General features: G+C 43.3%; 36 protein-coding genes, 1 tRNA gene and 1 pseudogene. 4 read left to right on the top strand and 34 right to left on the bottom strand.

Annotated features, from left to right (window positions below):
- Positions 1-16 precede the first annotated feature (16 nt).
- The 24 genes and pseudogenes from QUA16_RS04365 to QUA16_RS04250 all read right to left on the bottom strand — a co-directional run bounded on the left by QUA16_RS04365 (position 17) and on the right by QUA16_RS04250 (position 14000).
- Positions 17-751 carry a hypothetical protein gene (locus tag QUA16_RS04365; RefSeq protein WP_333102151.1) on the bottom strand — a complete coding sequence of 245 codons (735 nt, stop codon included), beginning with the start codon at positions 749-751 and terminating at the stop codon, positions 17-19.
- A 160-nt stretch (positions 752-911) separates the two neighbouring features.
- On the bottom strand, positions 912-1388 hold the full coding sequence (locus QUA16_RS04360) for a hypothetical protein (RefSeq protein ID WP_333102150.1): 477 nt from the start codon (positions 1386-1388) through the stop codon (positions 912-914).
- 80 nt (positions 1389-1468) lie between these two features.
- Positions 1469-2545, bottom strand: a pseudogene (locus QUA16_RS04355) (ISKra4 family transposase).
- 293 nt (positions 2546-2838) lie between these two features.
- Positions 2839-3195: a hypothetical protein gene (locus QUA16_RS04350; RefSeq protein ID WP_333102149.1), complete on the bottom strand. Its 357-nt coding sequence runs from the start codon at positions 3193-3195 to the stop codon at positions 2839-2841.
- A 35-nt stretch (positions 3196-3230) separates the two neighbouring features.
- Positions 3231-3617, bottom strand: a complete 387-nt coding sequence (locus tag QUA16_RS04345) for a hypothetical protein (protein ID WP_333102148.1) — start codon at positions 3615-3617, stop codon at positions 3231-3233.
- 44 nt (positions 3618-3661) lie between these two features.
- Positions 3662-3862, bottom strand: a complete 201-nt coding sequence (locus QUA16_RS04340) for a hypothetical protein (protein WP_333102147.1) — start codon at positions 3860-3862, stop codon at positions 3662-3664.
- Between the two features lie 57 nt (positions 3863-3919).
- Entirely contained in the window at positions 3920-4492 is a 573-nt protein-coding gene (locus QUA16_RS04335) for a hypothetical protein (protein ID WP_333102146.1), read from the bottom strand.
- Between the two features lie 49 nt (positions 4493-4541).
- Positions 4542-4826 (bottom strand): hypothetical protein, encoded by a 285-nt coding sequence (locus tag QUA16_RS04330; RefSeq protein WP_333102145.1) that lies wholly within the window; start codon positions 4824-4826, stop codon positions 4542-4544.
- Between the two features lie 53 nt (positions 4827-4879).
- Entirely contained in the window at positions 4880-5443 is a 564-nt protein-coding gene (locus QUA16_RS04325) for a hypothetical protein (RefSeq protein WP_333102144.1), read from the bottom strand.
- 117 nt (positions 5444-5560) lie between these two features.
- On the bottom strand, positions 5561-6235 hold the full coding sequence (locus QUA16_RS04320; RefSeq protein WP_333102143.1) for an MT-A70 family methyltransferase: 675 nt from the start codon (positions 6233-6235) through the stop codon (positions 5561-5563).
- Between the two features lies 1 nt (position 6236).
- Positions 6237-6590, bottom strand: a complete 354-nt coding sequence (locus QUA16_RS04315; RefSeq protein ID WP_333102142.1) for a hypothetical protein — start codon at positions 6588-6590, stop codon at positions 6237-6239.
- A 5-nt stretch (positions 6591-6595) separates the two neighbouring features.
- Positions 6596-6823 carry a hypothetical protein gene (locus QUA16_RS04310; protein ID WP_333102141.1) on the bottom strand — a complete coding sequence of 76 codons (228 nt, stop codon included), beginning with the start codon at positions 6821-6823 and terminating at the stop codon, positions 6596-6598.
- Between the two features lie 101 nt (positions 6824-6924).
- The gene (locus QUA16_RS04305) at positions 6925-7140 is read right to left on the bottom strand and encodes a hypothetical protein (RefSeq protein ID WP_333102140.1); all 216 of its coding nucleotides are present in this window, start codon (positions 7138-7140) and stop codon (positions 6925-6927) included.
- Between the two features lie 51 nt (positions 7141-7191).
- Entirely contained in the window at positions 7192-7608 is a 417-nt protein-coding gene (locus QUA16_RS04300) for a DUF1257 domain-containing protein (RefSeq protein ID WP_333102138.1), read from the bottom strand.
- Positions 7609-7746: 138 nt separating this feature from the next.
- A complete protein-coding gene (locus tag QUA16_RS04295) occupies positions 7747-7956 on the bottom strand; it encodes a DUF2997 domain-containing protein (RefSeq protein WP_333102137.1) in 210 nt (69 codons plus the stop codon).
- Positions 7957-7981: 25 nt separating this feature from the next.
- Positions 7982-8344, bottom strand: a complete 363-nt coding sequence (locus QUA16_RS04290; RefSeq protein ID WP_333102136.1) for a DUF6283 family protein — start codon at positions 8342-8344, stop codon at positions 7982-7984.
- A 135-nt stretch (positions 8345-8479) separates the two neighbouring features.
- Complete coding sequence (locus tag QUA16_RS04285; RefSeq protein WP_333102134.1) at positions 8480-8863, bottom strand: hypothetical protein; 384 nt, start codon at positions 8861-8863, stop codon at positions 8480-8482.
- An 88-nt stretch (positions 8864-8951) separates the two neighbouring features.
- Positions 8952-9386 carry a DUF6876 family protein gene (locus QUA16_RS04280; RefSeq protein WP_333102133.1) on the bottom strand — a complete coding sequence of 145 codons (435 nt, stop codon included), beginning with the start codon at positions 9384-9386 and terminating at the stop codon, positions 8952-8954.
- Positions 9387-9436: 50 nt separating this feature from the next.
- Complete coding sequence (locus QUA16_RS04275; RefSeq protein ID WP_333102132.1) at positions 9437-9745, bottom strand: hypothetical protein; 309 nt, start codon at positions 9743-9745, stop codon at positions 9437-9439.
- Positions 9738-10055, bottom strand: coding sequence for a hypothetical protein (locus tag QUA16_RS04270; protein ID WP_333102131.1), 318 nt, complete (start codon positions 10053-10055; stop codon positions 9738-9740). Before QUA16_RS04270 ends, QUA16_RS04275 begins: the two co-directional genes overlap by 8 nt.
- 126 nt (positions 10056-10181) lie before the next feature.
- Positions 10182-11750, bottom strand: a complete 1569-nt coding sequence (locus QUA16_RS04265; RefSeq protein WP_333102130.1) for an AAA family ATPase — start codon at positions 11748-11750, stop codon at positions 10182-10184.
- 330 nt (positions 11751-12080) lie between these two features.
- On the bottom strand, positions 12081-13289 hold the full coding sequence (locus QUA16_RS04260; protein ID WP_333102128.1) for a hypothetical protein: 1209 nt from the start codon (positions 13287-13289) through the stop codon (positions 12081-12083).
- A gap of 233 nt (positions 13290-13522) precedes the next feature.
- Positions 13523-13807 (bottom strand): helix-turn-helix transcriptional regulator, encoded by a 285-nt coding sequence (locus QUA16_RS04255; protein ID WP_333102126.1) that lies wholly within the window; start codon positions 13805-13807, stop codon positions 13523-13525.
- Positions 13808-13874: 67 nt separating this feature from the next.
- Complete coding sequence (locus QUA16_RS04250; RefSeq protein WP_333102124.1) at positions 13875-14000, bottom strand: hypothetical protein; 126 nt, start codon at positions 13998-14000, stop codon at positions 13875-13877.
- A gap of 111 nt (positions 14001-14111) precedes the next feature.
- Between QUA16_RS04250 and QUA16_RS04245 the strand changes: the two genes are divergently transcribed.
- From QUA16_RS04245 to QUA16_RS04235, 3 genes are read left to right on the top strand one after another with little or no spacing between them, the layout of a single operon-like run.
- Positions 14112-14402 carry a hypothetical protein gene (locus QUA16_RS04245; RefSeq protein ID WP_333102122.1) on the top strand — a complete coding sequence of 97 codons (291 nt, stop codon included), beginning with the start codon at positions 14112-14114 and terminating at the stop codon, positions 14400-14402.
- Entirely contained in the window at positions 14399-17887 is a 3489-nt protein-coding gene (locus tag QUA16_RS04240) for a VapE domain-containing protein (protein WP_333102121.1), read from the top strand. The genes QUA16_RS04245 and QUA16_RS04240 overlap by 4 nt, the downstream gene beginning before the upstream one ends.
- A complete protein-coding gene (locus QUA16_RS04235; RefSeq protein ID WP_333102120.1) occupies positions 17877-18053 on the top strand; it encodes an NblA/ycf18 family protein in 177 nt (58 codons plus the stop codon). Before QUA16_RS04240 ends, QUA16_RS04235 begins: the two co-directional genes overlap by 11 nt.
- A 212-nt stretch (positions 18054-18265) precedes the next feature.
- On the opposite strand, the gene QUA16_RS04230 is transcribed toward QUA16_RS04235, so the two are convergent.
- The 5 genes from QUA16_RS04230 to QUA16_RS04210 all read right to left on the bottom strand — a co-directional run bounded on the left by QUA16_RS04230 (position 18266) and on the right by QUA16_RS04210 (position 21408).
- The gene (locus QUA16_RS04230; protein ID WP_333102119.1) at positions 18266-19393 is read right to left on the bottom strand and encodes a tyrosine-type recombinase/integrase; all 1128 of its coding nucleotides are present in this window, start codon (positions 19391-19393) and stop codon (positions 18266-18268) included.
- Between the two features lie 135 nt (positions 19394-19528).
- Positions 19529-19602: transfer RNA gene (locus QUA16_RS04225), tRNA-Pro, on the bottom strand.
- Between the two features lie 37 nt (positions 19603-19639).
- On the bottom strand, positions 19640-20008 hold the full coding sequence (locus QUA16_RS04220; RefSeq protein ID WP_333102118.1) for a DUF1818 family protein: 369 nt from the start codon (positions 20006-20008) through the stop codon (positions 19640-19642).
- A 274-nt stretch (positions 20009-20282) separates the two neighbouring features.
- The gene (locus tag QUA16_RS04215) at positions 20283-20930 is read right to left on the bottom strand and encodes a hypothetical protein (protein ID WP_333109348.1); all 648 of its coding nucleotides are present in this window, start codon (positions 20928-20930) and stop codon (positions 20283-20285) included.
- Between the two features lie 247 nt (positions 20931-21177).
- Positions 21178-21408 carry a DNA-directed RNA polymerase subunit omega gene (locus QUA16_RS04210; RefSeq protein ID WP_015175138.1) on the bottom strand — a complete coding sequence of 77 codons (231 nt, stop codon included), beginning with the start codon at positions 21406-21408 and terminating at the stop codon, positions 21178-21180.
- Positions 21409-21488: 80 nt separating this feature from the next.
- Between QUA16_RS04210 and QUA16_RS04205 the strand changes: the two genes are divergently transcribed.
- Complete coding sequence (locus QUA16_RS04205) at positions 21489-22181, top strand: GDSL-type esterase/lipase family protein (protein ID WP_333109350.1); 693 nt, start codon at positions 21489-21491, stop codon at positions 22179-22181.
- A 315-nt stretch (positions 22182-22496) separates the two neighbouring features.
- On the opposite strand, the gene QUA16_RS04200 is transcribed toward QUA16_RS04205, so the two are convergent.
- The 5 genes from QUA16_RS04200 to QUA16_RS04180 form a co-directional block, all read right to left on the bottom strand.
- Positions 22497-22877 (bottom strand): amidase family protein, encoded by a 381-nt coding sequence (locus tag QUA16_RS04200; protein WP_333109352.1) that lies wholly within the window; start codon positions 22875-22877, stop codon positions 22497-22499.
- Positions 22878-23015: 138 nt separating this feature from the next.
- The gene (locus QUA16_RS04195) at positions 23016-23570 is read right to left on the bottom strand and encodes an RNA-guided endonuclease TnpB family protein (RefSeq protein ID WP_333109354.1); all 555 of its coding nucleotides are present in this window, start codon (positions 23568-23570) and stop codon (positions 23016-23018) included.
- 37 nt (positions 23571-23607) lie between these two features.
- A complete protein-coding gene (locus tag QUA16_RS04190; RefSeq protein WP_333109355.1) occupies positions 23608-24111 on the bottom strand; it encodes a helix-turn-helix domain-containing protein in 504 nt (167 codons plus the stop codon).
- 8 nt (positions 24112-24119) lie between these two features.
- The gene (locus QUA16_RS04185; protein WP_333109356.1) at positions 24120-24767 is read right to left on the bottom strand and encodes an IS607 family transposase; all 648 of its coding nucleotides are present in this window, start codon (positions 24765-24767) and stop codon (positions 24120-24122) included.
- A 34-nt stretch (positions 24768-24801) separates the two neighbouring features.
- The gene (locus tag QUA16_RS04180; protein ID WP_333109357.1) at positions 24802-25902 is read right to left on the bottom strand and encodes an amidase; all 1101 of its coding nucleotides are present in this window, start codon (positions 25900-25902) and stop codon (positions 24802-24804) included.
- Positions 25903-26028 lie beyond the last annotated feature (126 nt).

Here is a 26028-nt window from a genome sequence, read left to right as displayed (position 1 = left end):
ACCTGAATTCTGAGCATTAATCTGACGCAATCAATTTTTCTAAACTTTCTTCAAACCAAGGAAGCAAACTATGATAAATGCTTTGTGGAGTCAATCTGGATTTAATCTTTTTGACGAATTTGGCTCCATACATTTCCTTCTGATAAGCCAAGCAAATATCGTAATAACTTTGAGAGTAGTAAACAAATTGCAAGATTCGTACTCTTCTTAGCTTTTCGGCTGTGAGTATCTGAACCAAGTAGTCGATCGAATCATTTAATGTTTTTCTGTTACCTTTAGCCCATTCCCGATCGTGAACCTGAGAAAAGGTAATATAACTGTACCCTCCCGAAAGATACCATTTTGTATTTGGATAGACAGTATGTATGTAAGCAAGAAGTTTGTCGCAAGCTAAATGCAAAGTATCTGTTTTAGTTGGAAAATCCAAGTTTCCATGTGAAACCAAATACCAACCTAAGTAATCGGTTGTTACAGTGTTATTTAACATTTTGGCAACTGTATCTTTTCCAGCGCTCTTTACGGTTGAATCGATCGAGTTCCAGTTATCTCTCAAAAATTGAACTATTAAATCAAAACCAGGCTCACCATACCGACACGCTTCGGACATAGCACCAATTTGCGATGCTAGATGACTTGATGCTAAACGACTTCTGACACCGGGTAAACCTCCCAGCACCATAGCACCGAGCGAAGGGGGAGTTTGACCGCCGAGGATAGCATCATATTCTCTAGGATTTTGTGGTTGTAACATTTTCTAACCTAACTTTGCTTTGTTATGGTGAATGAGTTATACTGAACTTGCTTCTGTTCTGTTGATTATCCAAGCACCCCGGATGAAACAGGCAACAAAACAGAAGTTGCACAAACCGAAAAGCGCTACAAACTTATGCCACTAGCCCTTTTTCATGGGATTAGACTAACTGACTAACGAGCGATCGAACTTGTGTTGAAGTTAAGCAAGCTAAATTATTACCAGCAGTTCGGGAAACAATAAGGCAAAAGCCATATAATTCTTTGCCAGTTTTGGTAACATAGCTCAACTTATCCTTAGAGTTTTTGTTAGCAAATATCACAGCAGTTCGATCGATGAATTCGTCTTCAATTCGCTGGACAATGATACCTACAGTTCCAATATTAGTCCCCATCAATTCTGCTAAGTTAATTCGAGACTGAGAAGATTTGCGAATGTCAAAACCTGTAGGCGACACCAAAATGTAGTAAGTGTAGGTGTCATTATCGATCAAATATCTCACTTCAGTTTTGCCCGTCGCGGTTTGTTTAGCAACTGATTTGATGTCAATTCCGCCCTGTTTTAAAGCCAAAATCATTTGAGTGATATATTGTGCCGACAAACCTCCTAGTTGACCGCCAATATCTTCGGGCAGCAAGGGGGGAGAATTTTTCAGCAGATTATGGACATTTCTAGCAGTGTACGGGAGCGTGTCACTTTTGCGATGAGTAAAAATACTTAAACAGCTTTTCCTGATTTACCAATTAAGCCGTTTAAGTAAGCACATCGATGAGCTAATACCTGCCCAACATGTTCTGATTTCCAACTTGCTCCAGATATTTTAATCCGTCTAGCTATTTGCTTAATTCCTGATTCTACTGCCCCAGAGCCAATTGAACAAATTCCGTCTCTCTGGAAAACTTCATAATTAATAATTCTTTCCTGATGCTTTTCTAAATACTTACAGAAGTTAATTGCTGATTTTTTCTTTAACTTTGTGAATAGTGCTATTGCACTTGGGACATTTCCTTGCCATAAATATGTTTCGGCTTGCTTTAACCGCTTAATTGAACCACCCACATAAGTGAAGATTTTCATTCAGATGATACCAATCTAAGATTTCTCTTCTGTTCTGCTCACAACTAATTTCCTTGAATATATTCCAGACTCCATCATGTCCATCACCTAGACAAGTTACTGGATTTGCTAGTGGTTGTTGATTTGCCCAATCAATAATCATATTATTTTGGTCGAAACTAGCTACTATTCCCGCCTCGGAAACAATTGCTTTATAGTCTTTCCACTCAGATTTTTCTCCTGGTGGTGTGATTAACCGGGCTTTGCCACCATCTACACTTAATTCAGTAATATCTAATGTTGCTACTGGTTTATTAAATTCTTGATCATGTACTAATATGAGTTGTGTTTTCGATGGTACAGTAACTCCAGTTATGTATTTAATATCTTTTGATGCACTTTCATAAGCAACATTAGCACTCAGTCTTAAACAGCAGTTTTCTAAATGCGGACTTAATCTGCTTCCCGTACCACACCCTAGTAGCTCCGCTTGCTTCTCGGTGATACTTAAATCACCTAATGTACTTTTTAATTTCTTTACCCTTCCTGCTTTTGTCCCGCTAGCTGAGTAGATAAAAAAATTCCGATCTGTGGTGTTACATGAGTTAACACTCTTTCTTTTACTGCTAGCTCGATATCTTCTAATGTCTTTAACGATTCAGGTTCACAATCCGCATACAGGATTGCAGAAATAGCTTCTACATGTGTTTGAATCGCCTGTTGCTGTTCTGGGGTCATGGTTCAGTCGCCATTAATAAGACACTATTATTCTCGCCTATTTTGCTCAACAATGGCTCAAAGCCACTATTTTACTCTTTTTGAGTATTTATACTTATCGCAAAAGTGACACGCTCCCGCAGTGTACAGTCCGGGCCAGCGTAGCGAAAAATCTCCTGATATCTCGATCGCATACTGAGCAATTCGTTGAAATTCGATATTATCCATGTTGATTCTGAGTGATTCTGAGTGATTATGAGGTGAATTGAGTCATCATGCCCTGTTTCACTTCGGATACAGGGCATAGGTTGCTGCTAGCGTGGACGTAACGGATAAACCTTGCTTTCTTTCTTGACAATTTCTAGCTGTTTCTGAGTCAGCAAACAGAAATCCTCAATTTGGTTATCAAGTGCGACAATCACAAGCTGTCCTTGGAGGGTAGTTCCATCAGGAGTAAGTAGTGTTGGTTGGCAAGCCTTACTCAAGAAGTTGTCATCACACAAAATAGCGATCGACGGGTCAGAATAGCGCTTATAAACTCCTTCAAAGAAAGCGTATTCGTCACCGGAAATGCCTACCAGATTTTGAAGTTCTTTCATTGTGGGCATTTCGGTTGCTTCTACTTCTTGAACTCCGGTTGAGTGATTAATTAAAGCGTAAAATTGTGTCATTTTGTCTCCAGTAATGTTGTTGTAACAATCTCAAATCAATCAATATCCCAGAGCGAAGCACTGAAATCATGTTCTGGCTTCACTGGTTTTGGATACAATTTCAGTTCCTCTTTCACAAGTTTGGCTTGACGTACATCAAGTAAGCACAAATTGTCTGGAGATTTATCAGTTGCCAGAATAAGTACCTGACCACAAACAATATCACCATTTTTCGTAATACAAGTTGGGGAAAGTTTCTTCGTCGATACAGTATCAGGCTCACAAAGCATGACGATCGACCGATCAGAAAAACTCAACTTTTTTACTATCGCTGGCATTGTTTCAATACCCATCGTTTCTTGAATTTCTTCAGAAGTCAACATTTCACGAGTGGTATAAACTTCAACTTCTTGATCAAGTGTGACTAAAATGTAGTAAGGCATTGTTGAAACTGGGAGCGATCCAGCTATTACGCTATTATGTTCTGTTATTCGATCGGAATTCCAAGTAACACTTTTGCAGTTTCAGCATCTTCCGGCAAAACGTAAAGAGTAAATTTGCCTTGATAAACGTAAAACTCTAGCTGATGAATCATTGGTTTGATAGCCGACACGACTTTATGATGTTCATTGAACCGAAAATCAGCTACTTTGTGCAATCCACCAACATTTATCTCAGGTGAAACCATTTTTAGAATTGGGAGCGACCCAGCAATTACGCTATATCAATATCCAAAAGTGAAACATTAACGACGCTTGAAAATATAGATTTTTTCATCTAATATCCGCCGATATATTCCCTTTTTTGGACAAAACCAATCTCGAATAATTTCATCAAAATTGATATGTTTCCAGTCAAGATTATTGCGCTGCAACTGTGCATCAAAGGCTTCTTTGCTAAGAATTTCTTTGACAAAATCTTCAATGCGATCGAAAGAACCTCTGTAATCTTCTCTGAAATTTGACAGAATTTCTGGCTCTCTAGGATAGTCCGCATAATAGAGTAAGAATGCTTTGCCATATTTGCGAATTCCTTCACCTATTTGTGCAATAAAGGATATCGGCATTTCTGGTGCTAGGTCAGTACCTTCAAAGTTTTGGAATAAACTAACTTTGACAGGTCTTTGAAATGGATAATGATGCTGAATGTAGTCCATATTCTTCTGCATTTCTGAAGCGTTGATAGCATCAATCCAAGCACCATTAAAAGACACTTCTTGCAGGACATAAACTCGGGGCATATTAACTTTCCAATTAGTTGGAGATGGCAAATTATTCAAAGGGTCAGTAGAAGTAGTAGAAGTAGAAATAGATTGCATGGTAGTGAACTGGGAGCGATCCAGTTATTACGCTATTTATCGGATGAAATTATCGAAGATTAGCAAGTTCGATCGATCTACAGAAATTACTAGCTGCTTCGAGTTGTTCCTCTAAAACGTAGACTCTAAAAGCGCCTTGTATCCAGAGCGCTTGAGGGTCAAAAGGATGAAACTTTATCAGATATTGAAACTCACTATTTCTCAATGCAGGTTCGATCGATTCATGCTGATGTGCTAAGAAGTCACTCACAATAATGAAGCCGTTTTCAGCAGTCTCTGGCAATTCATTGGATTCTGATTCTGTCGTTGTGCAGTCGTTATGAACGGTTGTCATGATGATATTTTGAGAGAACAAATCCATGCCTTTATGCGAAGCAAAACACTAAATTACCAGGTAATCTCTTCCAAATAATGATCACCTGTTTCAGCTCTTAAACTCTCAATCCAGCTTTGAGGAACGTTAAGCTGTTTCAAACAGAGGATTTGTTGTTCAATGCAGTCCAATTCTTCCTCCCTGCTATTGTCAACAAATTTATCACCAACAGATCGACGGATGATGTGATGATTTTCATGAACAAAAATGCTGGCTAACCATTCAACATCACGACTAAATGTTTGTTCAGCAATGAGTATTTCATTCTTCCAATAAGCAGCACCCGATGAAGTAGCACTACTTATGCAATGAGTATACTCTTGAATCAAGCTGAAATACTCTGGACAATAACGAGCTAAAAGTTCGAGAGCTTCGATTACTTTTGCTGCAAAATCATGGGTAAACTGTACCGGATTTGTGATTTTAATTCCGTAACTTTCCTCGTAACTTTCCTCGTAACTTTCATGTTGACTTTCTTCGTAACTTTCATCGGGGACAGTATCAGTTGAATCGTAGGAATTGTAAGTTGGATCGGATGCGATAGAAGTAATTCCAAAAACTAAATTAAACCAGCTCATTTTGTGACTGGGAGCGACCCAGTAAATACGCTTATAGGACAAATCAATATCCTTAAGCGAAGCAATAACAAAATGACTTAACCCTAGTAATTTCCATAAAAAACTAGGGTTGAGTTATCAAACTAAAGCATTAGGCAAGTTAGCCTCAGCACCCCAGGCATCCCAATTAGGCCGTTGTTCCCGAGCGAATAGTTCAATCCTCGACGGATGCGATAACTTGCCCAACCTCTCGCAATTCTCCAGTTTTTCAGCGAGTCGATCGGCGATTCCCCAAAACTGTTTCGGCTTTTGTGAATGCTCTCTACGGCGAGCTTTGATGAGGTTGTTAATGGTGGTCAAACCATGAGTGGTAAAACTCCCCGGTGCACCTTTAGTGGCGACCAGAAAATGCTCGGTGCAATTCCTGCCGTAGTGACCTAATCCAGCATGAGGTCTGCCGTCCTTGGTGACTTTCTCCCAGGTGAAAGTTGATCGATGAGTAAATCCCCAGCGATCGAGACACCGGAACCCCAGCGCTTGATGGTTGTTTGTTACCCATAGCAGCAGATAAGAGTCATCGCTGGCGATCGCACTTATCGGCATATTCAGAATTTCGTCATCGGTCATGGATGGGTAGCTGCAACGGCCCCGGTGAGTCTTGTCTGTTTCCCTGAGTGTGAACTGCCACGGCGGGTCAGCAACAATCAGTCTGTATTCTTGATGCGGAATTGGTGGAAGGTTGGGTAAGAGATGAAGTGCGATCGATAGTTTCAGTTGTCCTACCGCATCATCGGCTTTGTAAGTAGTCTTCATCCTAATTTCTCCTTTTTTCTGCTAATTGTTGTTCGGTTTTCTGTTTATTGATGACTAAGCCCTGGAAGAATATGTTTTGTGCTTGCTTAATTTTCAAAGTATCTAATTGACGAACTTTATAAAGCAAATGGTTGAGGATATCGATCGAACTTTGTCCATCTAAATGAGTCACATTTTGAACGAGTTGAGCAGCAATTGAGAAATATCCAAGTTGATAATCTGTCGCTCCGGCTAGAACTTTAATCGCAAATTGTTCCAAGCTCCAGTTATTCGATCGAGCCGTCTCAAAGATTTTATCAACCTCTATTTGAATTCTTGCAGCTTCGTCTACTACTTCTTGTGTGTGATGCCCCATGATTTTCACGCCAAACTTTTTACTTCTGAAACTTTGATGCTCCGTAAAGCGCAGCCGTATATCTCGATATAGATATAGGTAATGATTCGACCTTCCGTAATCGAATCTTGAGCTGTTTTACGATTAAATAAGAAGAACATTTGCCACCAAGTCAAGAGCATTGGCGGTTCCTCCAAGACTTCTGTTGTTACTTTCTTTCCGTCAATGACTTCTAAGACGACAATGTGTTTCATTTTGTTAATAATTTGACAGGGAAACAATCAAGGTTAACTGTTTCCCTAAAACCTTAAAAGCGAAGCATTGACTTGAGTTAAGTGAGATTTTATTTCACAAATCAATCGTCGGATAAATCAATTGAATCGTAACCCAACTGTTTGACTAATCTCAGTGCTAAGCTACCAGGTTCTGTCTCGTATTTACTTTGAGTTGTTCGTGTAGTAATCAACAAGGCATCGGCTGCACGATCGAGACATTTTATGATGTCAATAAAATCGTCTATGTCAACGACTACATTACTTCCTTCTTCGTTGGTTGTAAAATTCCAAATCATGGTTTCTGTTCCTGTTAAAGTTCTGAATTCCTTATGCGAAGCAGTATGGGTTTAACACCATTTACTAGCGACTATGACAACTTCACCATTTTCTTCAGTTTGAGACTCAATATTGAAGCCTTGACTTCTCAATACTGCTAGAGTATTTTCCCGTGCGTACCAGGGTAATAGTTGTTCCATAAATTTCTTGGCAGCATGGATGGAACCATCACGAGTTAAGAACTCAAATTCGTCTGATCCTTCTATCAATTTAAAGCCAAAATCGTAACCACCCTGATAGCTTTGTTTGCGCCGAATAACAAACTCTGCTAGCTTACTGTTGCCGAAAGGATCATGGATATGGGTGTTAGTTTCAAGGTAAGCTCCAGCAAGAATTCCATTAAGACCCGATCGAATCATCTCCTCAAGAATTTCCTGTAGGACGATCGGATTCTTTATCTGGGTGCGGATTACACTGAGATGTGACATTTTCTAAGTCTCCTAAAAGTTCTGAAAGTGGACGAGAGAAATACCGGGCAGCAGCAAGAATTTTTGAAGTACATTTACCGCCTTCGTAAGTTCTGCCGTTTACTAAGGGATTAAGACAACCAGGGATTTTACAATTCATCAGCTATTTGTCCATAAAGTTGAGTCCTCAATGATTTCCTCAGTTAATCTTTCAGTTAATGCTTCTGGAAGAAGTTCTTGCGATCGAATTTCTCCCATTGCATTTTCCAGTTGCTTAGTAATGGCAGTACAATTCGGCCCGGAACCAAGGACTTTTTCAGTAACAGTGCCATTTTTGTTGATGATGAATTCGATTTGGTAATATTGCATGATTGAATAAGTTAGGTAACTTGGGTTAATCTGTTAAAGTTTCTGCAAAAGTTGCCCGTTGTGCGCCATCAATTTCAAGCTGTGATATCTGGTTCGTAGCTTGCGGGCGCGTAGCGCATCGCATCAATACCAATCGCAGAGCCAGATTATTATTCCGAAGTTGGTGATAAATCCAGCCGACACATTTCAGCAATTTCTCATCAGTGGAATAGTGACAGCCCATTGCGATTTTAGGACTTGTCAACTGTTCAAACACATCTTGATTTGGATTAGCGATCGTCTCCTTCAAAGCTTCATGATTTTCCCGGCTATAGCCAGGAATTTTGCTCAAATCTCGGTCTACTTTCCACGGACAATTAGCGCATTGTTTGGTTTGTGTGAGTAGCAAGATTAGTATTTGACTGAGATTATGTTATCGAATTTGTCTCTGACAATTTTGGGACTTTTGTTAATATGAATCCCACAATTTCGGCAAATATAATGTCTCAAGTAGCCTAACTGACCAAGAAACATTAGCTGACCGCTACAGACTTTGCACATCAAATTTGCCATTTTGGTTTTTCTCTTTCAGGGTGTTATTGATAATTAAACCTTGATTGATTAAATCGACTGCCCATTGTACGATCGAAGCATCTTTTTCCAAAGTTTTGTTAGCTAGATATCGCATAAATTGCAGCAATTCATCTCCCAGAAAAGTTGTGCTGTGGTGAATCATGCGACAGGCAATTGCCACATAAGCTTTTTTTTCTAACATTGCATTCACCCAAATCTCCACTGAAAAGTCAGCAATTTTGACATGGTTAGTAATTGCTTCAGCAAAAATTGTATCAACTTCTGCCTGTAATTGTTGCAGTTGTTTTTGCCTTTCTTCGAGTGTAAATTCGGGAATTTGTCTGTTGGTAGTCATTCGATTTGCTCATAATAATTGTTGAATGATGTAGTGCGAAACTTTATCTTGTTCCCCAAAGGTGGAGAACAAGACAGCTTTTTAGGACTTAATTTTCACTTGGCAACAGAAGGACTTTATCTTGTAGAAAAAGCTTGATATCAGTCAAAGGAAAATCTGTCATTGGTATCTGCTGAATAATCGCAGGTTTAGTTTCGGCAGTTGGTGAATCTTCCCAACAAGTCAAAACAGCATCATTAGGCGATGGCGTACCGCCCCGCAAGCTACGAGGCTTAATGAATTCATGTGCATTTCCGACATGAAGGAACCAAAGCTGAAACTCGGTTAAGCTGTGAATTCTCCTCGCACGGGGCTGATGGGAGGCGATCGCATCAATCAACCAATAACATTGAGCATTATCAGCCAAATATTTAACTCCATCAGTGTAAGAAAGCCCAAGCCAATGCTTGTAATATTGCTCAGTTCCACCAAAGTGTTTCAAATTCTGCGACAGTGTTTCAGCATCCATCATTGCCTTTGCCATAATCTGATTCCAAATTGAAAATCATTTCTTTACAGCGAAGCATTACATCACTATTTTCTTACGATTTCTTGAAGTATTTCCAACTTACTAAGACTTACTATCTGACCTTCCACATACATAAATGGCGGAGGGTCATTAAGCAGTGCTGTTGCATAATTCCAGAGTTCTGTACCTTCTTCTGGTGGAGTAAACCAAGTACCTTTCAAAGTTGCTCTAATGCCCATGATTCTTTCTGCATCAGCAATGGTAGCTGCAACTAATTTGGCATCAGCTCGACAAATACAGACACATTTACCCTTGTAATTGGCGAATGCTGGAAATTCTGTTGGTTCATTTATCTCATTAATTAGGTCAGACATTTGAGTTTCCTTTTTCTTCAAATGGTTCTTCTATTTTCTGCTCAATAGCAAAAGCAAGAATGGCGATCGCATCTCTCATGGCTGCTTCATCTCCCTGCTTAGAACGTAGAATCAGTAAGGGAATTCTGCTTTTATCAGGAAATACCTCATTAACCATAATCAAAGCATTTGCGTTGCCAGCTAGGGCGGTTGACCAAATAACTGAAGCAAATGCCCAATTATTTATGACTTCTTTTTTGCCTTGATCAGTATCAATGATTTCGAGCGTTGACAGAGGATGAACATAATGCTGAAATTCTGGTTTGTGCATATTTTTGGTTTGTTGATAACAAATCAGAACCAAAAAGCCTTGCACTGAGCGAAGCCGAAGGGAAGCATTTAACCTTTCGGCTACACCCTTCGGCTTCGCTCAGGGCGACGCTTCGCTTTTTGATGATTAATTCTCGTCAACCTCAAGAGGTGAGAGATGAGAGTAGGAAGTTGCAGGTGTTTCATTCCGATCGGCAATGCTGGCAGATTTAGCGCCCGATCGAATTGCCCAAGTTTTCAGTTCGTCAATCTGACCTTGAGCAATCCGTGCCAGAGGAACACACCCGGTAATTGCTATGGTCAAATCTCGCTCTGTGAATTCGCGTCCGGCACTGAAGGCCGTTTGCATTGCATCAAAAATGACTTGCTCAATCTCTGCACCGGAGAGAGACGGTGACTGACTTGCCAACATTCCGCAATCAAAGTCTCCCGACTTCACTCGCGAAGGCCGGACGCGGGTGAGGTGAACTCGAAAAATTGCCTCCCGCTCTGTGAGGTTCGGTAGGTCAACCCAGAAAATTTCATCAATGCGACCCTTGCGAATCAGCTCGGCTGGTAAGACTTCAGCGCGGTTCGCAGTCATCACCACAAACACTGGCGCGGTCTTTTCTTGCATCCATGTCAGGAGCGCACCGAATACCCGCTGGCTTGTGCCAGAGTCGCCATCCATGCCAGACGTAATGTTCGCGAAGGCCTTATCTACTTCGTCTAAGAACAGAATGCAGGGTGCGATCGCCTCTGCCAACTTAATGACCTGTCGGATGCGGTTCTCGCTCTCGCCGACCATACTGCCAAAGACCCGACCGACATCGAGGCGCAGCAGCGGGAGTTTCCATTCAGCAGCGATCGTCTTGGCTAGCAGGGATTTACCCGTTCCCTGAATGCCGGCCAGCAGTACCCCCTTGGGATTGGGGAGTCCATACTCACGGGCTTCATCGCTAAAAGAGCGCGATCGAACTGTTACCCATTGCTTGAGATTTTCGAGTCCGCCGATCGACTCCAAACTAGATTGAACCGGGATGAATTCGAGGATGCCCGTCTCCCGGATGGTTTGGCGCTTCTCCTCGATGACCGCAGCGAGGGATCGAATATCAACTTTTCCCAGAACTAAGCACTTGGCAAGGACGCGGGAGATCCGGCACCGAGTCAGCCCCTGGCAAGCCTTTGTTAGCTGTTGCCGTTGTTCTGGGTTGAGTTTGATATTCTTGCCAACCAGTCGATCGATCAACTTCGATATCTCCTCGATGCCTGGTAAGGAGACATCTACCACCGTAATTTCTTCGCGCAGTTCTTGAGGCAGGCGCAGTTGATCTGAGAGAATGACGAGGCAGCGACGGTCACGAGCGATGCTCACTGCCAAATTTTTCAGCTCCCGGACGATCGCTAGTTGGTTACTTGCTATCTGCCCATTCGCACCCGGTGCAATCAAAGTCGCAATGTCTTTCATGACGAACAAAGTGACTTGTTCCATTGCCGGCGCTTTGCTGATCCGCTCCAAGGCTTGCATCGGATTTCCCTTGGATGTACCCGAATCTGTCCAACCTCTGGCAAAATCCCAAAAGTAGATTTGCCCTTCCTTAGCTTTTGCTATATCACACAAAATTTCTTCGGCGGTTTCCTCTTCTGGGCTTACTACCCACAACAAAGGAAATCGTGCCATCAACATTAGCTGAATTTCTTTTTTTAGGTCTATCATATTTCTATCCCCTGATTAAGTAAGTCGGCGCTTTAAAACGCAACTATGTAAACGATGTAAAGTGTCCAAATGCTTTCTCCTGGCTAACTTAAGCCTATTTACATACGGTTACATTATTCGGTTTAATCCCGCCTATCTACTTACTACCGATTACCAAGTAGCGATTGCCAATTACCCTATTAATGGTGGACGATTACTGGTTGATACGAGAGTGATTATGAGTTTTGAGTTTGAGTCCTCACTCAATACTAAAACCCCGAAACCCAAACTTTCTCTCTTTTTTCTCAGTAACAGTTTTTGAGAGCTGTTACTGAGTTTTTGTTTCTGTTTCTAGTGAACAAGAGCAAGTTTTGGTTTCTTGCTTTTACTGGGAGTTTTTTCAGGAACGTTATCAGAAACATTATCAGAAACGTTATCAGAAACATTATCAGAAGTGTTTTCAGAAACGTTATTAGAAGTGTTGTCAGGAGTGATAACAGGTGATAAATGAGCTATCATGCTTTTCAATTCTTCAATTTCTTTGAGAGCATCAGACAAGTCACCATGCAAAGTCTCGTTTTCGACCATAAGCTGTGCGTCTGTAACGATACCATCATCACTATCATCAAATTCTCGATCGACTTCTAAAGCCCCACTAACTTTTTGTTGACTTTGCAGGTTAGTGATTGTTGTTGAAGCTTCTCTTAGCTGAGTTCTCACTTGTTCTAGTTGAGCTTCTAGGACTTGTTTCTCGCCAACTTGTGTTTGTAGAGCTTGGATTTGAGAATGAAGACTCGACACTTCTCGTTCTCGTGCTTCGATTTGTCCATTAAGCTTAGATATCTCACTGAGTCGATCGCGAGAAGCATTTTCAAATTCTGCAACTTCGAGCAACCGTTTTTCAGCAAGTGTCAATTTGGCTTTCAATTCATTGTTTTCGGCTTGAAGCAAATCTAACTGCTGACGAAATTCTTCAGAATCGGTCAACTTTTGCTTATTCAGATTCATGTACGCTTCCCTGAGCTCATTCCGCTGGCGTTCGTACTCCGATTTATAAAACGTCAACTCCATTACATTTTGAGGAAAATCTTTGAGTTGTTGGCGCATCAACTCATTTTCCTGAGCTAACTGTTTCATCCGATCGCCACTCACGCTGGTATCAGCTTTTTGATAAGCCAGTCTGTAGAACGCGATCGCCATTTGATGAGAAACCTTGAGAATATCTTCAGGTATTTCGGAGTCCTCCAGCAAACCATCATCCGCTGCTTCCAACAGTGCTGTTGCTAAATCCTTCTCTGATTTTCCTTGCTTCATCAGCGACAGATTATCTGTACGCCATTCTTTCAGCAATTTGCAGATAATATCGGTGCTCCCTCCGATTCCGTAAATTTCCTTGAGCGCTGCACCCACACTCCGAACCACAATGCCTATACGATTTTTATTGAGCACAGCACACGTAAAATCAATCATTTCTCGACTGATTCCTGTGTATTGTTGACTGCGATCGAACTCAAATCCTGTCAAGTCAAGCGTTTGAAACGTTGTCGGTAGTTTTGGCACGGTTTTTTTAACTCGGTAATTTTGACAAAAAGATTCCGTACTTCTTTCTGAAGCAATTTTGCTTTTGCAATGTCCTAAAAGTTGAATCGCGCAAGCCTTGCGTCACATTCCTAAGCAGATCGTTGATTACTGAGGCTGCTGGTTCTCAGATTTTTGGGGCTGTTAATTTTGGCTTGTGCGATTATCATATCACCTCATAAGACATTATGACAAGCCATTTTGTCTTATTAAGGTTAAGCAAGCATTTCGTAGTTTGTTTCCTCCTCTACTAAATCTGACAAATCCCTGGGAAGCTCTTCCCAATGAACATTGAGAGCATCACAAAGGTCGATCCAGTCGCCCCGAGTAAGGGCTGGCTCTTTCCCCAGCGTCTCCCATCGCTGCAAAGTCCGCACTGCAATCCGATTTCCCAAACGTGCTACTAATTGCTCCCTACTTAGTCCCGCTTTTTCCCGTAAGTATCGCAACACAGTAATTTTCCTAGTTTCTAAGGATTGATCTTTAGGTCTTTCTGTCATAATATCAATTACAGGACAAATTGGCTACTTATTTTGTCTAGCCAGTTTGTCTCTTCTCGTAGAACAACTAGCGATCGAGGCCGGGGGCTAATTCGACCTCGATCGCTAGCACTATTCTCGCAGCCATCTCAACAAATTCACCCATGTTGAAAATCCGTAACGAAAAACCACGCACCCCAAAGCCACATTTCATACAGGCACAGTTTTCCAGAAAACAAAATGCGGTAATTCCATACGGATTTGGGAAACAGCTAACTCAGCTATTGGCTAACTGAAAAACTGCCCTAAAAAATCAGTACAGAACATGACCCAAAACGGATGGTGTCGATCGAATTATCACAAGGACGGCAAACGATGCTTCGGCTTATTAACGAATGGGCTGTGTGCCGAGTGCTATTGGTCAGATCCAGCCCAAGGTACTTTCCCAGCTAGCGAAATTCAAGCAAATGAAAGTCAAAAAATCACACGACTGAGAGAAAGAATCAATGATTTGGAAGAAAAACGATCGTCGGTCAATCAGGAAATCTATCGTTTGCGCCAACAATTGCAAACTTTAGTCGCAGCAAAATCAAAATCAGGAGTCACAAAGCAATGAATATAGATCGTGAATTGGCACAAAAACACCTGAATTACTTGGGCTATCAACCGGGCGAAGCTTTGTTGAGGTTTTTCTATCATAGCTCTGATGAACGCAAGAAAAAGGATAAAGGTCGCAAAAGTTCTGAGCTTAACTGGCAACAGATTGAGCAGTATCAAGCAGACAAGCGCGGTGTTTATGTCGTGGTTAATGGTGCAGGCGCAGGTACAGCCGGACATAGCGATGCTGAGATTAAGCAGTGCTGTGGTATTTTCTGCGAGTGGGACGATATCCCGTTGGCAGAACAATTTGAAAAATGGAGCGAAGTAGGTTTTGTTGAACCAACTTTCACCATATTTAGCGGTGACAAGTCGATGCAACCGTATTGGCTGTTTGAGGAGCCGATCGCACCGGAATATTGGCGGGAACTGCAAGTGCTTCTGATCGAAATTATGCAAGCAGACGAGAGCAACAAAAATCTTAGTCGTGTTTTTCGGCTGGCGGGTGCTTGGCACGTTAAGCCCGATCGCGAACCCGTTAAAACCGATTTTGTTGAAGAGTCCGGCACTCGCTACAGCTACAGTGATTTGCGCGATCGACTTCTCATTCTCTATCAAGAGTTACTCGCTCGGAAACAACGAGAACTTGAGGAACAGCACCAAGCTTTACTGCAATTTTCTACCACTGCTACTGCCACTGCCACCCACAGCGCTACTGTCTTAGACAGTGCCAATGCCACGACGGGGCGCACTGCCACCGCAACTCTAACTGCGACACCGGAGGAAATATCTCAACGGTATAAAGACATCACTGTTCCGGTGCCGGTGCCAATTTCTCTACAGTGCGGTCTGGGAAAGCCCAACAAGGAATTTTTGAATGGAGTAGCGACTCTCAGAAATACCTCAATGGCAACACTGGCACGGGATTTAATTGGAGTTCAATCTGAGTTCAGCCGACTGGGACAAGTAACCAATGAGGATGCCTACACTCTATTTCTTGATGCTTGTCGGCGTTGTTCTCCCGGCGGTGGCTGGGATCAAGAAGAGTGGGATCAAATCTGGAATTACGCAGTTAAGTCGAATCCGATCGCCAGCATCTCTAAATATGTTAGTGATGGGATTGAAAGCTGCATTAAAGGTGAATACTGGCGATTCATTAAGTCTTTGCAACCCGATCATTTAGTTTCATTATTGGAGGCAGAGGCTGAATCTGATTTGGTACAGACGCCCTGGCAGGGCGTCTCTCCTAATGCTAATTCTGCTGCTAGCTCTGATTCATCACCTGAATTTAATATTTTAAATTCAGATAACAGAATGATTCAGGATTACCGAAAAATCATTAGAAAATTTGGCAAACGGCTTCGCTTGAATAAACTCAGCAAGCGAATCGAAATTGACGGTACACCAGTATCACTCGATCGAGTGCGAATTCAACTCGCAATCAAACACGGAATTCTCGTCAAATCTAGTCGAGAAGATGTTCAAGATATCCTGACAGAAATAGCAGTAGAAAATCAGTATTCACCAATTGAAGAGTATCTAAATTCTTTGCCACCAGCACCAGATACTTCGTTTTTAGATAGTCTCGCGGAAAAATATTTTGGTGTCAACGATCCAATTTATGAAATGTTTGTCCGAAAAACATTAATTGGTGCTGTGAAACGAACGTTTGAACCAGGATGCAAAATAGACACAGTTCTGATTCTGCAAGGGAAACAGGGCTATAGAAAGTCAACTTTTTTTAAGGTACTGGCGGGAGGCAAATATTTTGACGATTCCCTGGGAACTGTTTCTGACAAAGATGAACGGCTGAAATTGCACCAAGCCTGGTTTGTAGAATGGGCAGAGCTAGAGAGTGTTTTCAGACGGCGCGATGTCAGTGCAACCAAAGCTTTTTTATCCACCGGAACAGACAAAATTCGACCGCCATATTGCCGAGATATTGAAGACTTCAACCGACCCAGCATCATTGTCGCAACCACCAACAAGCAAGAATTTCTCGCTGATGAAACAGGCAACCGGCGATTTTGGGTAATTCCGGTCAAGCACCGGATTGATACTAAATTGCTTAAGAAAGAACGAGATGCGATTTGGGCTGCTGCGATGCTGGCTTACAAATCTGGCGAAGAACCTTGTCTTGACTATGAAGATGAAGAAACTGCCGAACACATTGCTCAAGAGTTTCAGTCATCAGATCCCTGGGAAGATGTCATCGAAAATTTTATTGAACACCGCGAATATATCCGACTCAGCGACCTTCTCACTCATCTCCAAGTTGACCTGAGCCGACAAGAGCGATCGCATCAGATGCGCTGTTCCGCCATCCTCAAAAAATTTGGGTGGGAGCGAGAATTTCGATCGATATCCAGCAAACGAGTTCGAGTTTGGTGCAAAACTGAACCCGAACCCGAACCTGTCTCCCTCCCTCTTGAGCTTGCTGAATCCAACCCCGAATTTGACGCCGAATTTGAGGCTGATTCAATCCCTGTTGAGGCTGCTGATCAACCTCAAGTTTTGAAAAGCCCCTTAAAAAGGGAGGTTGATCACGAGGTTGATCACCCTGCTACACAAGGATTTGATCAACCTGATCAACCTGATCATCCTATTTCTGAAAAAATACTAAATTCAGATCCGACCTCGAATCCAACTTCTGATCCAACTTCTGATCCGACCTCGAATCCGACCTCGAAAGGAACAGTAAACTGGATGGCTGCTTCCGCTTTTAGTAATTCCACGGCAGCGAAAGATTTTCCTAGTTTTGGTAACAAGGTTGATCAGGTTGATCAGGTTGATCAATCCTTAGCACAGCAAGGTGATCAACCTAGCGATCGACCTCAAAATTTGGAGCCATTTTCAAAAAATGAGGTTGATCAGCAGACTCAACAGAACAACGAAACAGGGGATCTGGTCGAATATATCCGGCTAGCGATCGAAGTCGGCGATCGAGAAACAGCTCTTGATATTCAGACCATGCTCAAGGAAGTTTGCAGCAAAGGCGCAGCCGATCGCCAGAAAGTCTGGAACTCCCTTACCGCTGATGAAAAAACCACTTTTAATGGATTGATTTCCCCAGACCCGACACCAACTCCGACACTAGCTCCAACGACATCGGAATCGACAATGCCAATAGTAGAACCGACAGCAGAACCGACAGCGGAGACAGTGGAGACAGTAGAGACTGTGGAGACACCCACAGCAGTCCCAACACCGGAACCAGCAGCTACCGCCGGGGCAATAGCAGAGCCGAATAAGAGTGAAGGAATAGATGAGAAGGATGCCGAAAAGCTGAGAGAGATAGCAACTATTTGGTGGGATGAATACTACCCAGAACAATTGCAAAATCTACTGACTCAGATGTATGGATGGAAAGCGCCAGGGACGAAATACTGCGGAGAAATCATCAATCAGTGGCTGGAAAAAGAAGATGATTTAGTTCGCGATCGAATCAATCAATTAATATCAACCAAAACTCACAATCTGACTGAGGAAACACATGAAAACTGAGACAAGCCTCACAGTTGAACAACAGTTCAAGCTCAAAGTTTATGCCAACCAAACCCTATCACTTTCTGCGGAACAATCGCGCCTTTTACTTGTGGAAATGATGCGCCAGAACATGATCAAAGACAACGAAATCAAAAATTTACTCAATCCAAATCCAAATGAATAATTTCTGCGATGCTAAAACTGCTTGTAAAATCCTCAATTGTAGCGATCGAACCCTTCTGCGATACAGAAACCAAAACAAACTTATAGAAGGGATTCACTGGGGTAGAAATCCTGGCGGAAAAGTTCTCTACAATCAACAACTGATTGAACAATTGATAACTTGTGGTGGGGATATCAATCATCCGGATCATCAGAAATTTATGGAGAGGTATCTCACTGATTTACCTCAAAATCAACATCAGAAACCGGGTCGAAAACAGGGAACAAATCTGGTAGTTTTGGCGGGTTGACCAGTCCGGCATAATTTTCATAAAGTGTTCTCACATCGTGACCGGTGAGGGCTGCGATCGAAACAGGATTCATGCCAGATTCCAAGCCATGCGAAATTAGCGTATGTCGGGTATTGTAAGGTTTTCGATAATCAATTTCAAGGGATGCAAGCGCAGGTTTCCAGTAGCGGTTGCAGAAATTTTTGGAATCGATCGCTCTACCTTCGATGCTGGTGAAAATTAAATCATCAGGTTGGAAGTCAGTCGATCGCCGGCTCAGTAATAACTGTTGCAGCCGTGGAGTTAGCGGCACCGTGCGGTCTTTATTCCGCTTGGCTGCTTTCCGATCACCGTTACTCAAACTTTCTCCGATCCAGATGCGATCGCATTCAGCGGAACAATGTCGCCAGAGGAGAGCTGCTGCTTCGCCGGTGCGAAGGCCGACGCCGAATTTGAATTCCACATAGTCCGCATAATGTTTCAGATTCTCGTTTGAGCGGAATTTTTGGACGATCGCGCTTATTTCTGTAAGCGTGAACGGTTCTGGGCGTTGTTTGGGAGCTACGTTCACCTTGACTTCCTCCCAAGGATTTTCGAGAACCAGCTTCTTTTTTTGGCCCCACTCCCAGCAAGCATTAAGCATGATAATCCGTTCCCTTACGGTACCGGGTTCAAGTTTCTGTGCCAGCCAATCTCTAAATTTTTCTGCAACAGTTTCAGAAACAGAAATTGTGCTTTTGTTTTTGAAAAACGCAGAAACGTGTTTCTCAAGTCCAAGATATTTAGCGAAAGTAGAAGGCTCAACTTTCCGGCGCTTGTACTCGATAAATTGGTGAAACAGGTCAGAAACAGAGATGGATTCTTGTTTCTGGGGTTTGTATTTTGCCAGAGACGGGTCAAAATTGCCACTGGTCATATCGAGTTCGATCGTCCGCGCTTTGATGCTTGCCGCTTTACGGTTGACGATCGAGTCTGGCAAACCGAGATATAGCCAGAAACGTTTACCTTGCCAGGACCAGGCAAGTCGCAGCCGATCTTTGAAAACTTCTATATTTACTGAGCCTTTTGGCATATCCCAGATTTATCGCAGATTTATCGCAGTGATTGTCTGAGTATGTCATATTCTGTCACCCCTTATTGAGAATGGGTAAGGAACGAGTTATCTACCAAAAATAATGGAATCCTTAGTGTATAAGGATTCCATCTATCGGAGCGGCGGGATTTGAACCCACGACCCCTACTACCCCAAAGTAGTGCGCTACCAAGCTGCGCTACGCCCCGACAGCTTTAACAGCTTAGCATAGAATTCCCAAAAAAGTCAAAAAACTTTTAAAACTTTTGCGGCCTGCACCAAACTCGGAACCGCAGCCGTCGGCCAAAAACCCTCGCACCTCCTGCCAGCATTCAGGATCAACTGCACGCTGTAAGCTTCGGGATAGCCTTCCACCTGCACCCACAGCAAGTCGCTTTCGGCTTCAATGGCTATTTTTTCCTCGTCCATTAACTCAGAGGCCATTTGACTCATGGTGCCGGCCAATTGCCCCAACAATCGGCAAAAATCGTTTAACTCAGCCTCCGTGAGTTCGATCGCCCAACCGTCGCCAGCCACCAAACCCTTAAACTCCTCCGCATCCGGGTTCCATCCCAAACGCCACCCAACACCCGTTTTAATTACACGTTCCACCATTGAGGGATTTTAGATTTTAGATTTTGGATTTTAGATTAGGAATGAGAATTAAATAACTTCCACTCTTGAAAGTGGGATGGGCGTCTCGCCCGTCCAAAAAGGACGGGCGAGACGCCCATCCCACAATAACAATTAAAATTGTAAGTTATTTAATTCGCGATCCTTAGTAGAACTTACCCATAAATACGAAACGGAAGAAACCGGGTTTTTTAGCTGTGTTAAAGGGTCAACAGCAATATTTCCGTAAAAAACCCGGTTTCTGTATCCATGAGTATTAAGGTGCCAGCAACTTCGCATCTCCCGGCTGTGGCTGCGGTATCTCCGGCGAATTCGATCGCCCTTGTGGTTTTTCCCCCGCCGTCGGTGTGCGCCCACCCCCGGCAGTCTCCGTAAAAACATCAACCAAAGCTTGAACCAAAGCATCCCGCTGTGCTCTATTTAAACTTTGAATAGCAGCGCGATCCTGTTCCATTGGATTCGATCGCAAAACGTCCTTTCCCGGATAAACGCTTTCCACCAAATAATCGGGAGTCGCCCCCAAATAGTCAGCTAAACTCAACTTCCAATCAAAGCGGTAATTGGGCGGCCGTCCTTTGACAAATACGTGATATCGAATCAACCGCCCGACTAAAGTATTGGTAGGATCGACTTTTCCAGTTTCCTTAGAAATGTAGTTATTTTCGATCGGCAAATCCGGCAATTTTTCGTACACCAATTTCCACGCATCTTGCACCCTCACTTGTGGCGGCGCAGATTGTTGAGCCAACCGCTGCACTGATACAGACTCAGAACTCCGCAACAGCGAAGGTTTCAAAGCCGACATACTCAGTTCCCCGGATTCCAATACCCAACTCAAAAGCGTGAAAATCGCTACACTCAAAGTAACCAACAGAAAACTTAAGCCCTGCTTTAATCTATTCACGGTTTTGACAAGAATTTCAAAAATAGAATAATTTCATAAACTTACCCCAAGCAGATGTCCTAGTTTCTAATTTTAGGACTTAGGAAAAGAAACCCGGTTTAGGAAAATCAGAAGTTTGTCAACGAGACAGCTAAGAAGAAACCGGGTTTCTCGCCCAGGCCCGCCAGTCTAGTTTGAGAAAGTTTTGAGTGTGGAGTGTGAAAAAATTGCTCGCAATTCACCACTCAAAACCCAAAACTCCCAAAGTCTAGATGTCTCCGATAATTTCCGGCTGAGTCAGTTCGTCCGACATCTCAAATATGGCCCGCATTACAGGTTTCATTTGATGGTCATCCATATTGTCAAAATCTTCATAGCGACGGCGTTTTGCGCGGTTCGCCACCTGCACCGTAATCCGATAGCGGTTGGATGCACCGTTAATCAACTCTTCCGCCCGACGGGTTAGCTGAGTTGAATCGAAGGTTGGACGCTTAACCATGAGACTACCTACTTTATCTAATGTTACATTCTAGTCTAGTATGTCAAGATTCAAAAATTACTAACTGAGTATCATTGCTTATGCAGGTAGCAACAGCCTATTCTTTTGGTCACTTGCATCGGGGAAATTCTCATCCCCTCAAATTGGTTGCTTTTGGCGACAGCTTAATCTACGGTTTCGGCGACGGTGTAGGCGGTGGCTGGGTGGAAAGATTGCGGCGCCAGTGGATGTTACCGGAGAGTGCAGGACACGTTTTATACAATTTGGGCGTTCGGGGCGATCGGGCTTATCAAGTCTCCCAGCGGCTCGAAAACGAGTTTCGCCACCGGGGCGAACTCAGAAACCGCGTCCCGGATGCGATTATTCTTTCGGTAGGTCTCAACGATTCGGCGAGAGTGCAGTCGCCTACCGGGCGCAGCTACACTGATTTTGAACATTTTAAAACTGTTTTGGATCATTTGTTAAACCTGTCCCAACAACTTTGTCCGGTGATATTTGTCGGGATGGTGCCGGTGGATGAAAGTAAAATGCCTTTTCAAGATTGTTTGTATTACAGTCATGCTGACCAATATCGGTATAAAGAGGCAACGAAATTAGCTTGTGAGTTGCGGGGAATTCCCTATTTAGATATTTTTGATAAATGGGTAAATCGGGGCAGTGATTGGTGGCGATCGCGCCTGATTGCAGACGGGCTGCATCCCAATGCAGCGGGGTATCAATCTTTATTTGAAGATGCGACAAGTTGGGAGCCGATCGCCTCTATTAGTCATTAGTCAATTGTCAGTTGTCAGTTGTCAGTAGTTATTAGTTATTAATCAGCTAGGCTGTTGCGCCTGTAATGCAGCTTGTCTAAAAAACTGTGTAGTAGGATATGTTCGTCTGCGCTCATATTGTGCTTCTAGAGTTGATGCGATATATGTCGTCTATATCTAATATTCCCATGTGTGTTAGCTAATATCAATAGAACTGGCAGTTATTCTCAAACGGCTTTGTCCGTAAATCCTGTTAATTACAGAGACAGGGCTTACGCATGACGCACCATCCAAAAATCCTGCGTCACGAGCGGGTTTTTTGTGCCGATCGACTGTTCAGTAACCAGGTGGGTGTTGCAAGCTACCAACCACTTTGTCGATCGCACTTGCGATCGCCAACAACTCCATTTCACGCCACCGCTTACCAACAATTTGCATCCCAATCGGTAAACCATTTTGAGTTTGTCCAATTGGAATTACCACGGCAGGATGTCCACTAAGATTAGAAGGCAGGGTGTAAGCCCCGTTTGCCACTACATGAGGATAGGATCTGCCATTAACGTCAACGGCACTCCAAGCGGGACGATGGGTAAACGCAGCTGTTGCCGCAACGGGACAAAGCCATACATCCCACGGTTCTAATGCCTCATCTATATGGGCAGTGAAGGCATCGCGCTGTGTGAGTGTCTCGAAATATCCTTTCAAACTTGGATTCAATATCTCAGGTAGGAATTTGCTGAAATCTGCTTCGTAAAACTTATCTAAACTTATCTAAACTCATTTTTAGATACAATTCGTGTTCACTTCCTACGCTGTTGGGTAGTCGGCTATCCCAAGATAAGTAGGCTATCCCCCTCAAGCCGAGGGTTCCCAGTTTAAAATATTTAGACTTGCGTTCCAATCCCGATCTAAAGATATGCTACAAGCAGGACAATCAAAAGTCCGAAAGCTTAGTGGCATATCCTTTTTAGTGCCACAATTCGAGCAAGTTTTGGTACTAGGAAACCACTGGTCTACCAGTACCAAATTAGCTCCATACATTCGACACTTATAGTCGAGTTGACGCTTGAATTCGTAAAACCCAAGGTCAGATATTGCTCCAGCTAACTTGTGATTCGCCATCATTCCTTTCACATTCAGATTTTCAATCTTAATTATCTTAAAACTTTTAGCTAAATAAGTAGTTAACTTGTGAAGAAAATCTAGACGGATGCGAGCTATTCGGGCGTGGAGTTGCCTAATTTTATTGTAAGTTTTACGCTGGTTTCGAGAGCCTTTAACCTGTTTAGATGCTTTGCGTTGTAAAGTAGCAAGCTTGGTTTTCGCACTGGCTTTCAACGGCTTCGGTGCATCAAAATACTGCTGGTTTGATAACGTGGCAAAAGATTTGATGCCGATGTCAATGCCCACAGAACTTTCAGGCTGTTGAACCGGGAGGCGTTCTGCATCAACACAAAAAGAAACTTTCCCAGCGGTTTCCTTCCTTTGAAATAGTGAAAGTTTGAGAGACGAAGCTACAATCTAATGGCTCAAAAAGCCGGAAAGTTCCCAAAGTAGGAATCTTGATAGTGTTACCAGCGTTTAACAAAACTTTGCCATTAGACGAATCAACCGTAAAAGATTGACCGTCTCGGCGACTAGCAAATTTTGGATGCTCTGCCTTTCCAGAACGGTATCGGCTGAAAGCATCTTTCAGGTCAATCAAAGCGTTTTGATAGACTCGACTAGACAACTGATTCATCCAATTGAATTCAGGCTTTTTCTTGACATAGTTGGTGAGAACTTTTTTGACTTCGTTGAGTACCTTTGAGTCGGTAAATTTCCCCTCACTGTACATTTGAGTCCGCAAACTCAACCCAAAGTTAAACACTACGCGCCGGAACCCTGCGTGTTTTGCCATTAAGGTCGCTTCTTTGTTATTTAGGTTGAGCACTCGTTTAACAGCCAACATAGTTAAACTTATTCGGAATTACTTACTTGACTAAGTATAGTGGAATCCGTGCAAGGATCTACACCTTCTACAATATTCTTAACTTTTGCTTTATATTTTCGCAGTCCGTAAAGCCGGGAAGAAAAGCAGTGAAGTATTGAAAGTAGGTCTTGAGTTAATTCTTCATACGGTGACAGGCTTTCCGCGTTGGCGACAATAACCGTCCCGCCATTCCACTGCAAAATTTGTTCGATTAATTCACAACCGAATCGGCACAGCCGATCTTTGTGGGCGACGTACCGCACCCTGACTTCGCCCAGCATCGCCCATTGTACGATTTGCAGAAATTTGGGGCGTTTGAAGTTGAGTCCGCCTCCAATTTCCTGTATGGAATCCGTAATCGCAATACCTTGCGCCAAGCAAAACTGTTCCATAGCCTGCACTTGGCGGAGTAAGTCTTGTTTCTGTCCGCTAGACGAAACTCGACAATATATGATAACCCGGCTGGCTGGCGTTTTCCCTGTCTTCAAATTGCGGGCGATATTGAGGTGAGTTTCTGAATAAATGCGCTGATTTCCCAGCGTCCTCTCAGGGATTAATTTGTTCTCGCTTTCCCAGCGCCGCAACGTAGAACCAGATACTCCCACTAATTTGGCAAATTCTGCTACTTTCCACATATAACTTCCTCTTGTCGGTTAACTGTGAATAAGTTTAGCAAACTATTTGGCACTTAAGTCTTGCTCCCAATTTTCGGAGTTCCTTGTCGCCTTGGGTGGCGGTGCGGAAGATTAACTCTAAACTACGACGCAGGTTATATCTATCCTGCGGTTGAGCGTAGATAGTGAGGTACATTGACATCCGTCCGTAGAGATTCAATATTTTGGAAAGGTCAAAGTCTTTGGGAAGCCAGCGTTCGGTTTGGACACCTGCGTCAGAGAGTGTCTGGACGATCGACTCCATAGCTGCTCGAATTTCAGAAGCAACGGGAACTTCGGCCCATTCAGCAGTCCAAGCGATTTTGAGCTGCTGCAAAGGCTTCCCAGAGGGTCGATCGAGCGGAATCGGCGGAACATCAGGGCGTCGCAGATCCGCGCCTGCAATTAACGAAAAACATAGCCGGATGTCTTCTAGCGATCGAGCAAAACAGCCTACTGTCATCATTTGCCGAATAGACAGTGGCATTCCCGGCACTTCAGGAATCTGCCCTGCTGTAGAAATACGGCGATCTGTCGGCTTTAAACCATATATGCCACAGAAATGAGCGGGTTGACGCACCGAACCCCCGAAATCGTTCCCCAAATCCAACGGTGAAAGTCCTGCTGCGACAGCCGCGGCACTCCCTCCAGAACTGCCACCCGGTGTGTAGTCAAGATGCCAAGGATTATTCACCCGTGGAAACAGAGAATTTGTGCTTTGATAATTGGCAGCCAGTTCCGCCATGTTGGTTTTTCCCATGATGACAGCACCTGCTGCCCGCAATCTCGCAACAGCAGTTGCATCCTGTTGAGGGACATAATCTTTGAGGGGAATATAGCCTGCTGTGGTGCGGAGTCCGGCTGTTTCAAAAATGTCTTTAATCGTGATGGGAACCCCATGTAAAGCACCCCAGTTTTCTCCTCTGGCTAGGGCTTCATCGGCAAGTCTTGCTCTAGTACGAGCATTGTCTTCATCCAGGGTACAAATGGCGTTTAATTGCGAGTTGTGCTTGGCGATTTGAGTAAGGTAAGCGTCGAGAACTTCGACAGCAGAGACTTCGCGATCGCGAATCAGTCGCGCTAGCTGATGGGCAGAGGCAAACGTCAGGCTACTCATAGGCAACAAACAGGTATTTCTCGATCGAGTCAATTATATTCACTTTTAGTTAGGAATGAGAATTAAATAACTTCCACTCTTGAAAGTGGGATGGGCGTCCCGCCCGTCCAAAAAGGACGGGCGGGA

The sequence above is a fragment of the Microcoleus sp. S13_C3 genome, from assembly GCF_036700905.1.
In the GTDB taxonomy this organism is placed as follows: domain Bacteria; phylum Cyanobacteriota; class Cyanobacteriia; order Cyanobacteriales; family Microcoleaceae; genus Microcoleus.
This window is presented reverse-complemented; position numbering and strand designations above follow the sequence as displayed.

Coding starts and splice junctions, on each gene's coding strand:
- QUA16_RS04320 (WP_333102143.1), bottom strand. CDS start 6,235: ATGAAGACTACTTACAAAGCCGATGATGCGGTAGGACAACTGAAACTA.
- QUA16_RS04250 (WP_333102124.1), bottom strand. CDS start 14,000: ATGAAATGTGGCTTTGGGGTGCGTGGTTTTTCGTTACGGATTTTCAAC.
- QUA16_RS04275 (WP_333102132.1), bottom strand. CDS start 9,745: ATGTCTGACCTAATTAATGAGATAAATGAACCAACAGAATTTCCAGCA.
- QUA16_RS04270 (WP_333102131.1), bottom strand. CDS start 10,055: ATGCACAAACCAGAATTTCAGCATTATGTTCATCCTCTGTCAACGCTC.
- QUA16_RS04325 (WP_333102144.1), bottom strand. CDS start 5,443: ATGAGCTGGTTTAATTTAGTTTTTGGAATTACTTCTATCGCATCCGAT.
- QUA16_RS04220 (WP_333102118.1), bottom strand. CDS start 20,008: ATGGTGGAACGTGTAATTAAAACGGGTGTTGGGTGGCGTTTGGGATGG.
- QUA16_RS04285 (WP_333102134.1), bottom strand. CDS start 8,863: ATGACTACCAACAGACAAATTCCCGAATTTACACTCGAAGAAAGGCAA.
- QUA16_RS04335 (WP_333102146.1), bottom strand. CDS start 4,492: ATGCAATCTATTTCTACTTCTACTACTTCTACTGACCCTTTGAATAAT.
- QUA16_RS04185 (WP_333109356.1), bottom strand. CDS start 24,767: ATGTGGAAAGTAGCAGAATTTGCCAAATTAGTGGGAGTATCTGGTTCT.
- QUA16_RS04365 (WP_333102151.1), bottom strand. CDS start 751: ATGTTACAACCACAAAATCCTAGAGAATATGATGCTATCCTCGGCGGT.
- QUA16_RS04190 (WP_333109355.1), bottom strand. CDS start 24,111: ATGTTGGCTGTTAAACGAGTGCTCAACCTAAATAACAAAGAAGCGACC.
- QUA16_RS04315 (WP_333102142.1), bottom strand. CDS start 6,590: ATGGGGCATCACACACAAGAAGTAGTAGACGAAGCTGCAAGAATTCAA.
- QUA16_RS04310 (WP_333102141.1), bottom strand. CDS start 6,823: ATGAAACACATTGTCGTCTTAGAAGTCATTGACGGAAAGAAAGTAACA.
- QUA16_RS04280 (WP_333102133.1), bottom strand. CDS start 9,386: ATGGCAAAGGCAATGATGGATGCTGAAACACTGTCGCAGAATTTGAAA.
- QUA16_RS04210 (WP_015175138.1), bottom strand. CDS start 21,408: ATGGTTAAGCGTCCAACCTTCGATTCAACTCAGCTAACCCGTCGGGCG.
- QUA16_RS04300 (WP_333102138.1), bottom strand. CDS start 7,608: ATGTCACATCTCAGTGTAATCCGCACCCAGATAAAGAATCCGATCGTC.
- QUA16_RS04330 (WP_333102145.1), bottom strand. CDS start 4,826: ATGACAACCGTTCATAACGACTGCACAACGACAGAATCAGAATCCAAT.
- QUA16_RS04240 (WP_333102121.1), top strand. CDS start 14,399: ATGAATATAGATCGTGAATTGGCACAAAAACACCTGAATTACTTGGGC.
- QUA16_RS04295 (WP_333102137.1), bottom strand. CDS start 7,956: ATGCAATATTACCAAATCGAATTCATCATCAACAAAAATGGCACTGTT.
- QUA16_RS04230 (WP_333102119.1), bottom strand. CDS start 19,393: ATGCCAAAAGGCTCAGTAAATATAGAAGTTTTCAAAGATCGGCTGCGA.
- QUA16_RS04255 (WP_333102126.1), bottom strand. CDS start 13,807: ATGACAGAAAGACCTAAAGATCAATCCTTAGAAACTAGGAAAATTACT.
- QUA16_RS04350 (WP_333102149.1), bottom strand. CDS start 3,195: ATGACACAATTTTACGCTTTAATTAATCACTCAACCGGAGTTCAAGAA.
- QUA16_RS04180 (WP_333109357.1), bottom strand. CDS start 25,902: ATGAGTAGCCTGACGTTTGCCTCTGCCCATCAGCTAGCGCGACTGATT.
- QUA16_RS04345 (WP_333102148.1), bottom strand. CDS start 3,617: ATGCCTTACTACATTTTAGTCACACTTGATCAAGAAGTTGAAGTTTAT.
- QUA16_RS04305 (WP_333102140.1), bottom strand. CDS start 7,140: ATGATTTGGAATTTTACAACCAACGAAGAAGGAAGTAATGTAGTCGTT.
- QUA16_RS04265 (WP_333102130.1), bottom strand. CDS start 11,750: ATGATAGACCTAAAAAAAGAAATTCAGCTAATGTTGATGGCACGATTT.
- QUA16_RS04340 (WP_333102147.1), bottom strand. CDS start 3,862: ATGGTTTCACCTGAGATAAATGTTGGTGGATTGCACAAAGTAGCTGAT.
- QUA16_RS04245 (WP_333102122.1), top strand. CDS start 14,112: ATGACCCAAAACGGATGGTGTCGATCGAATTATCACAAGGACGGCAAA.
- QUA16_RS04205 (WP_333109350.1), top strand. CDS start 21,489: ATGCAGGTAGCAACAGCCTATTCTTTTGGTCACTTGCATCGGGGAAAT.
- QUA16_RS04235 (WP_333102120.1), top strand. CDS start 17,877: ATGAAAACTGAGACAAGCCTCACAGTTGAACAACAGTTCAAGCTCAAA.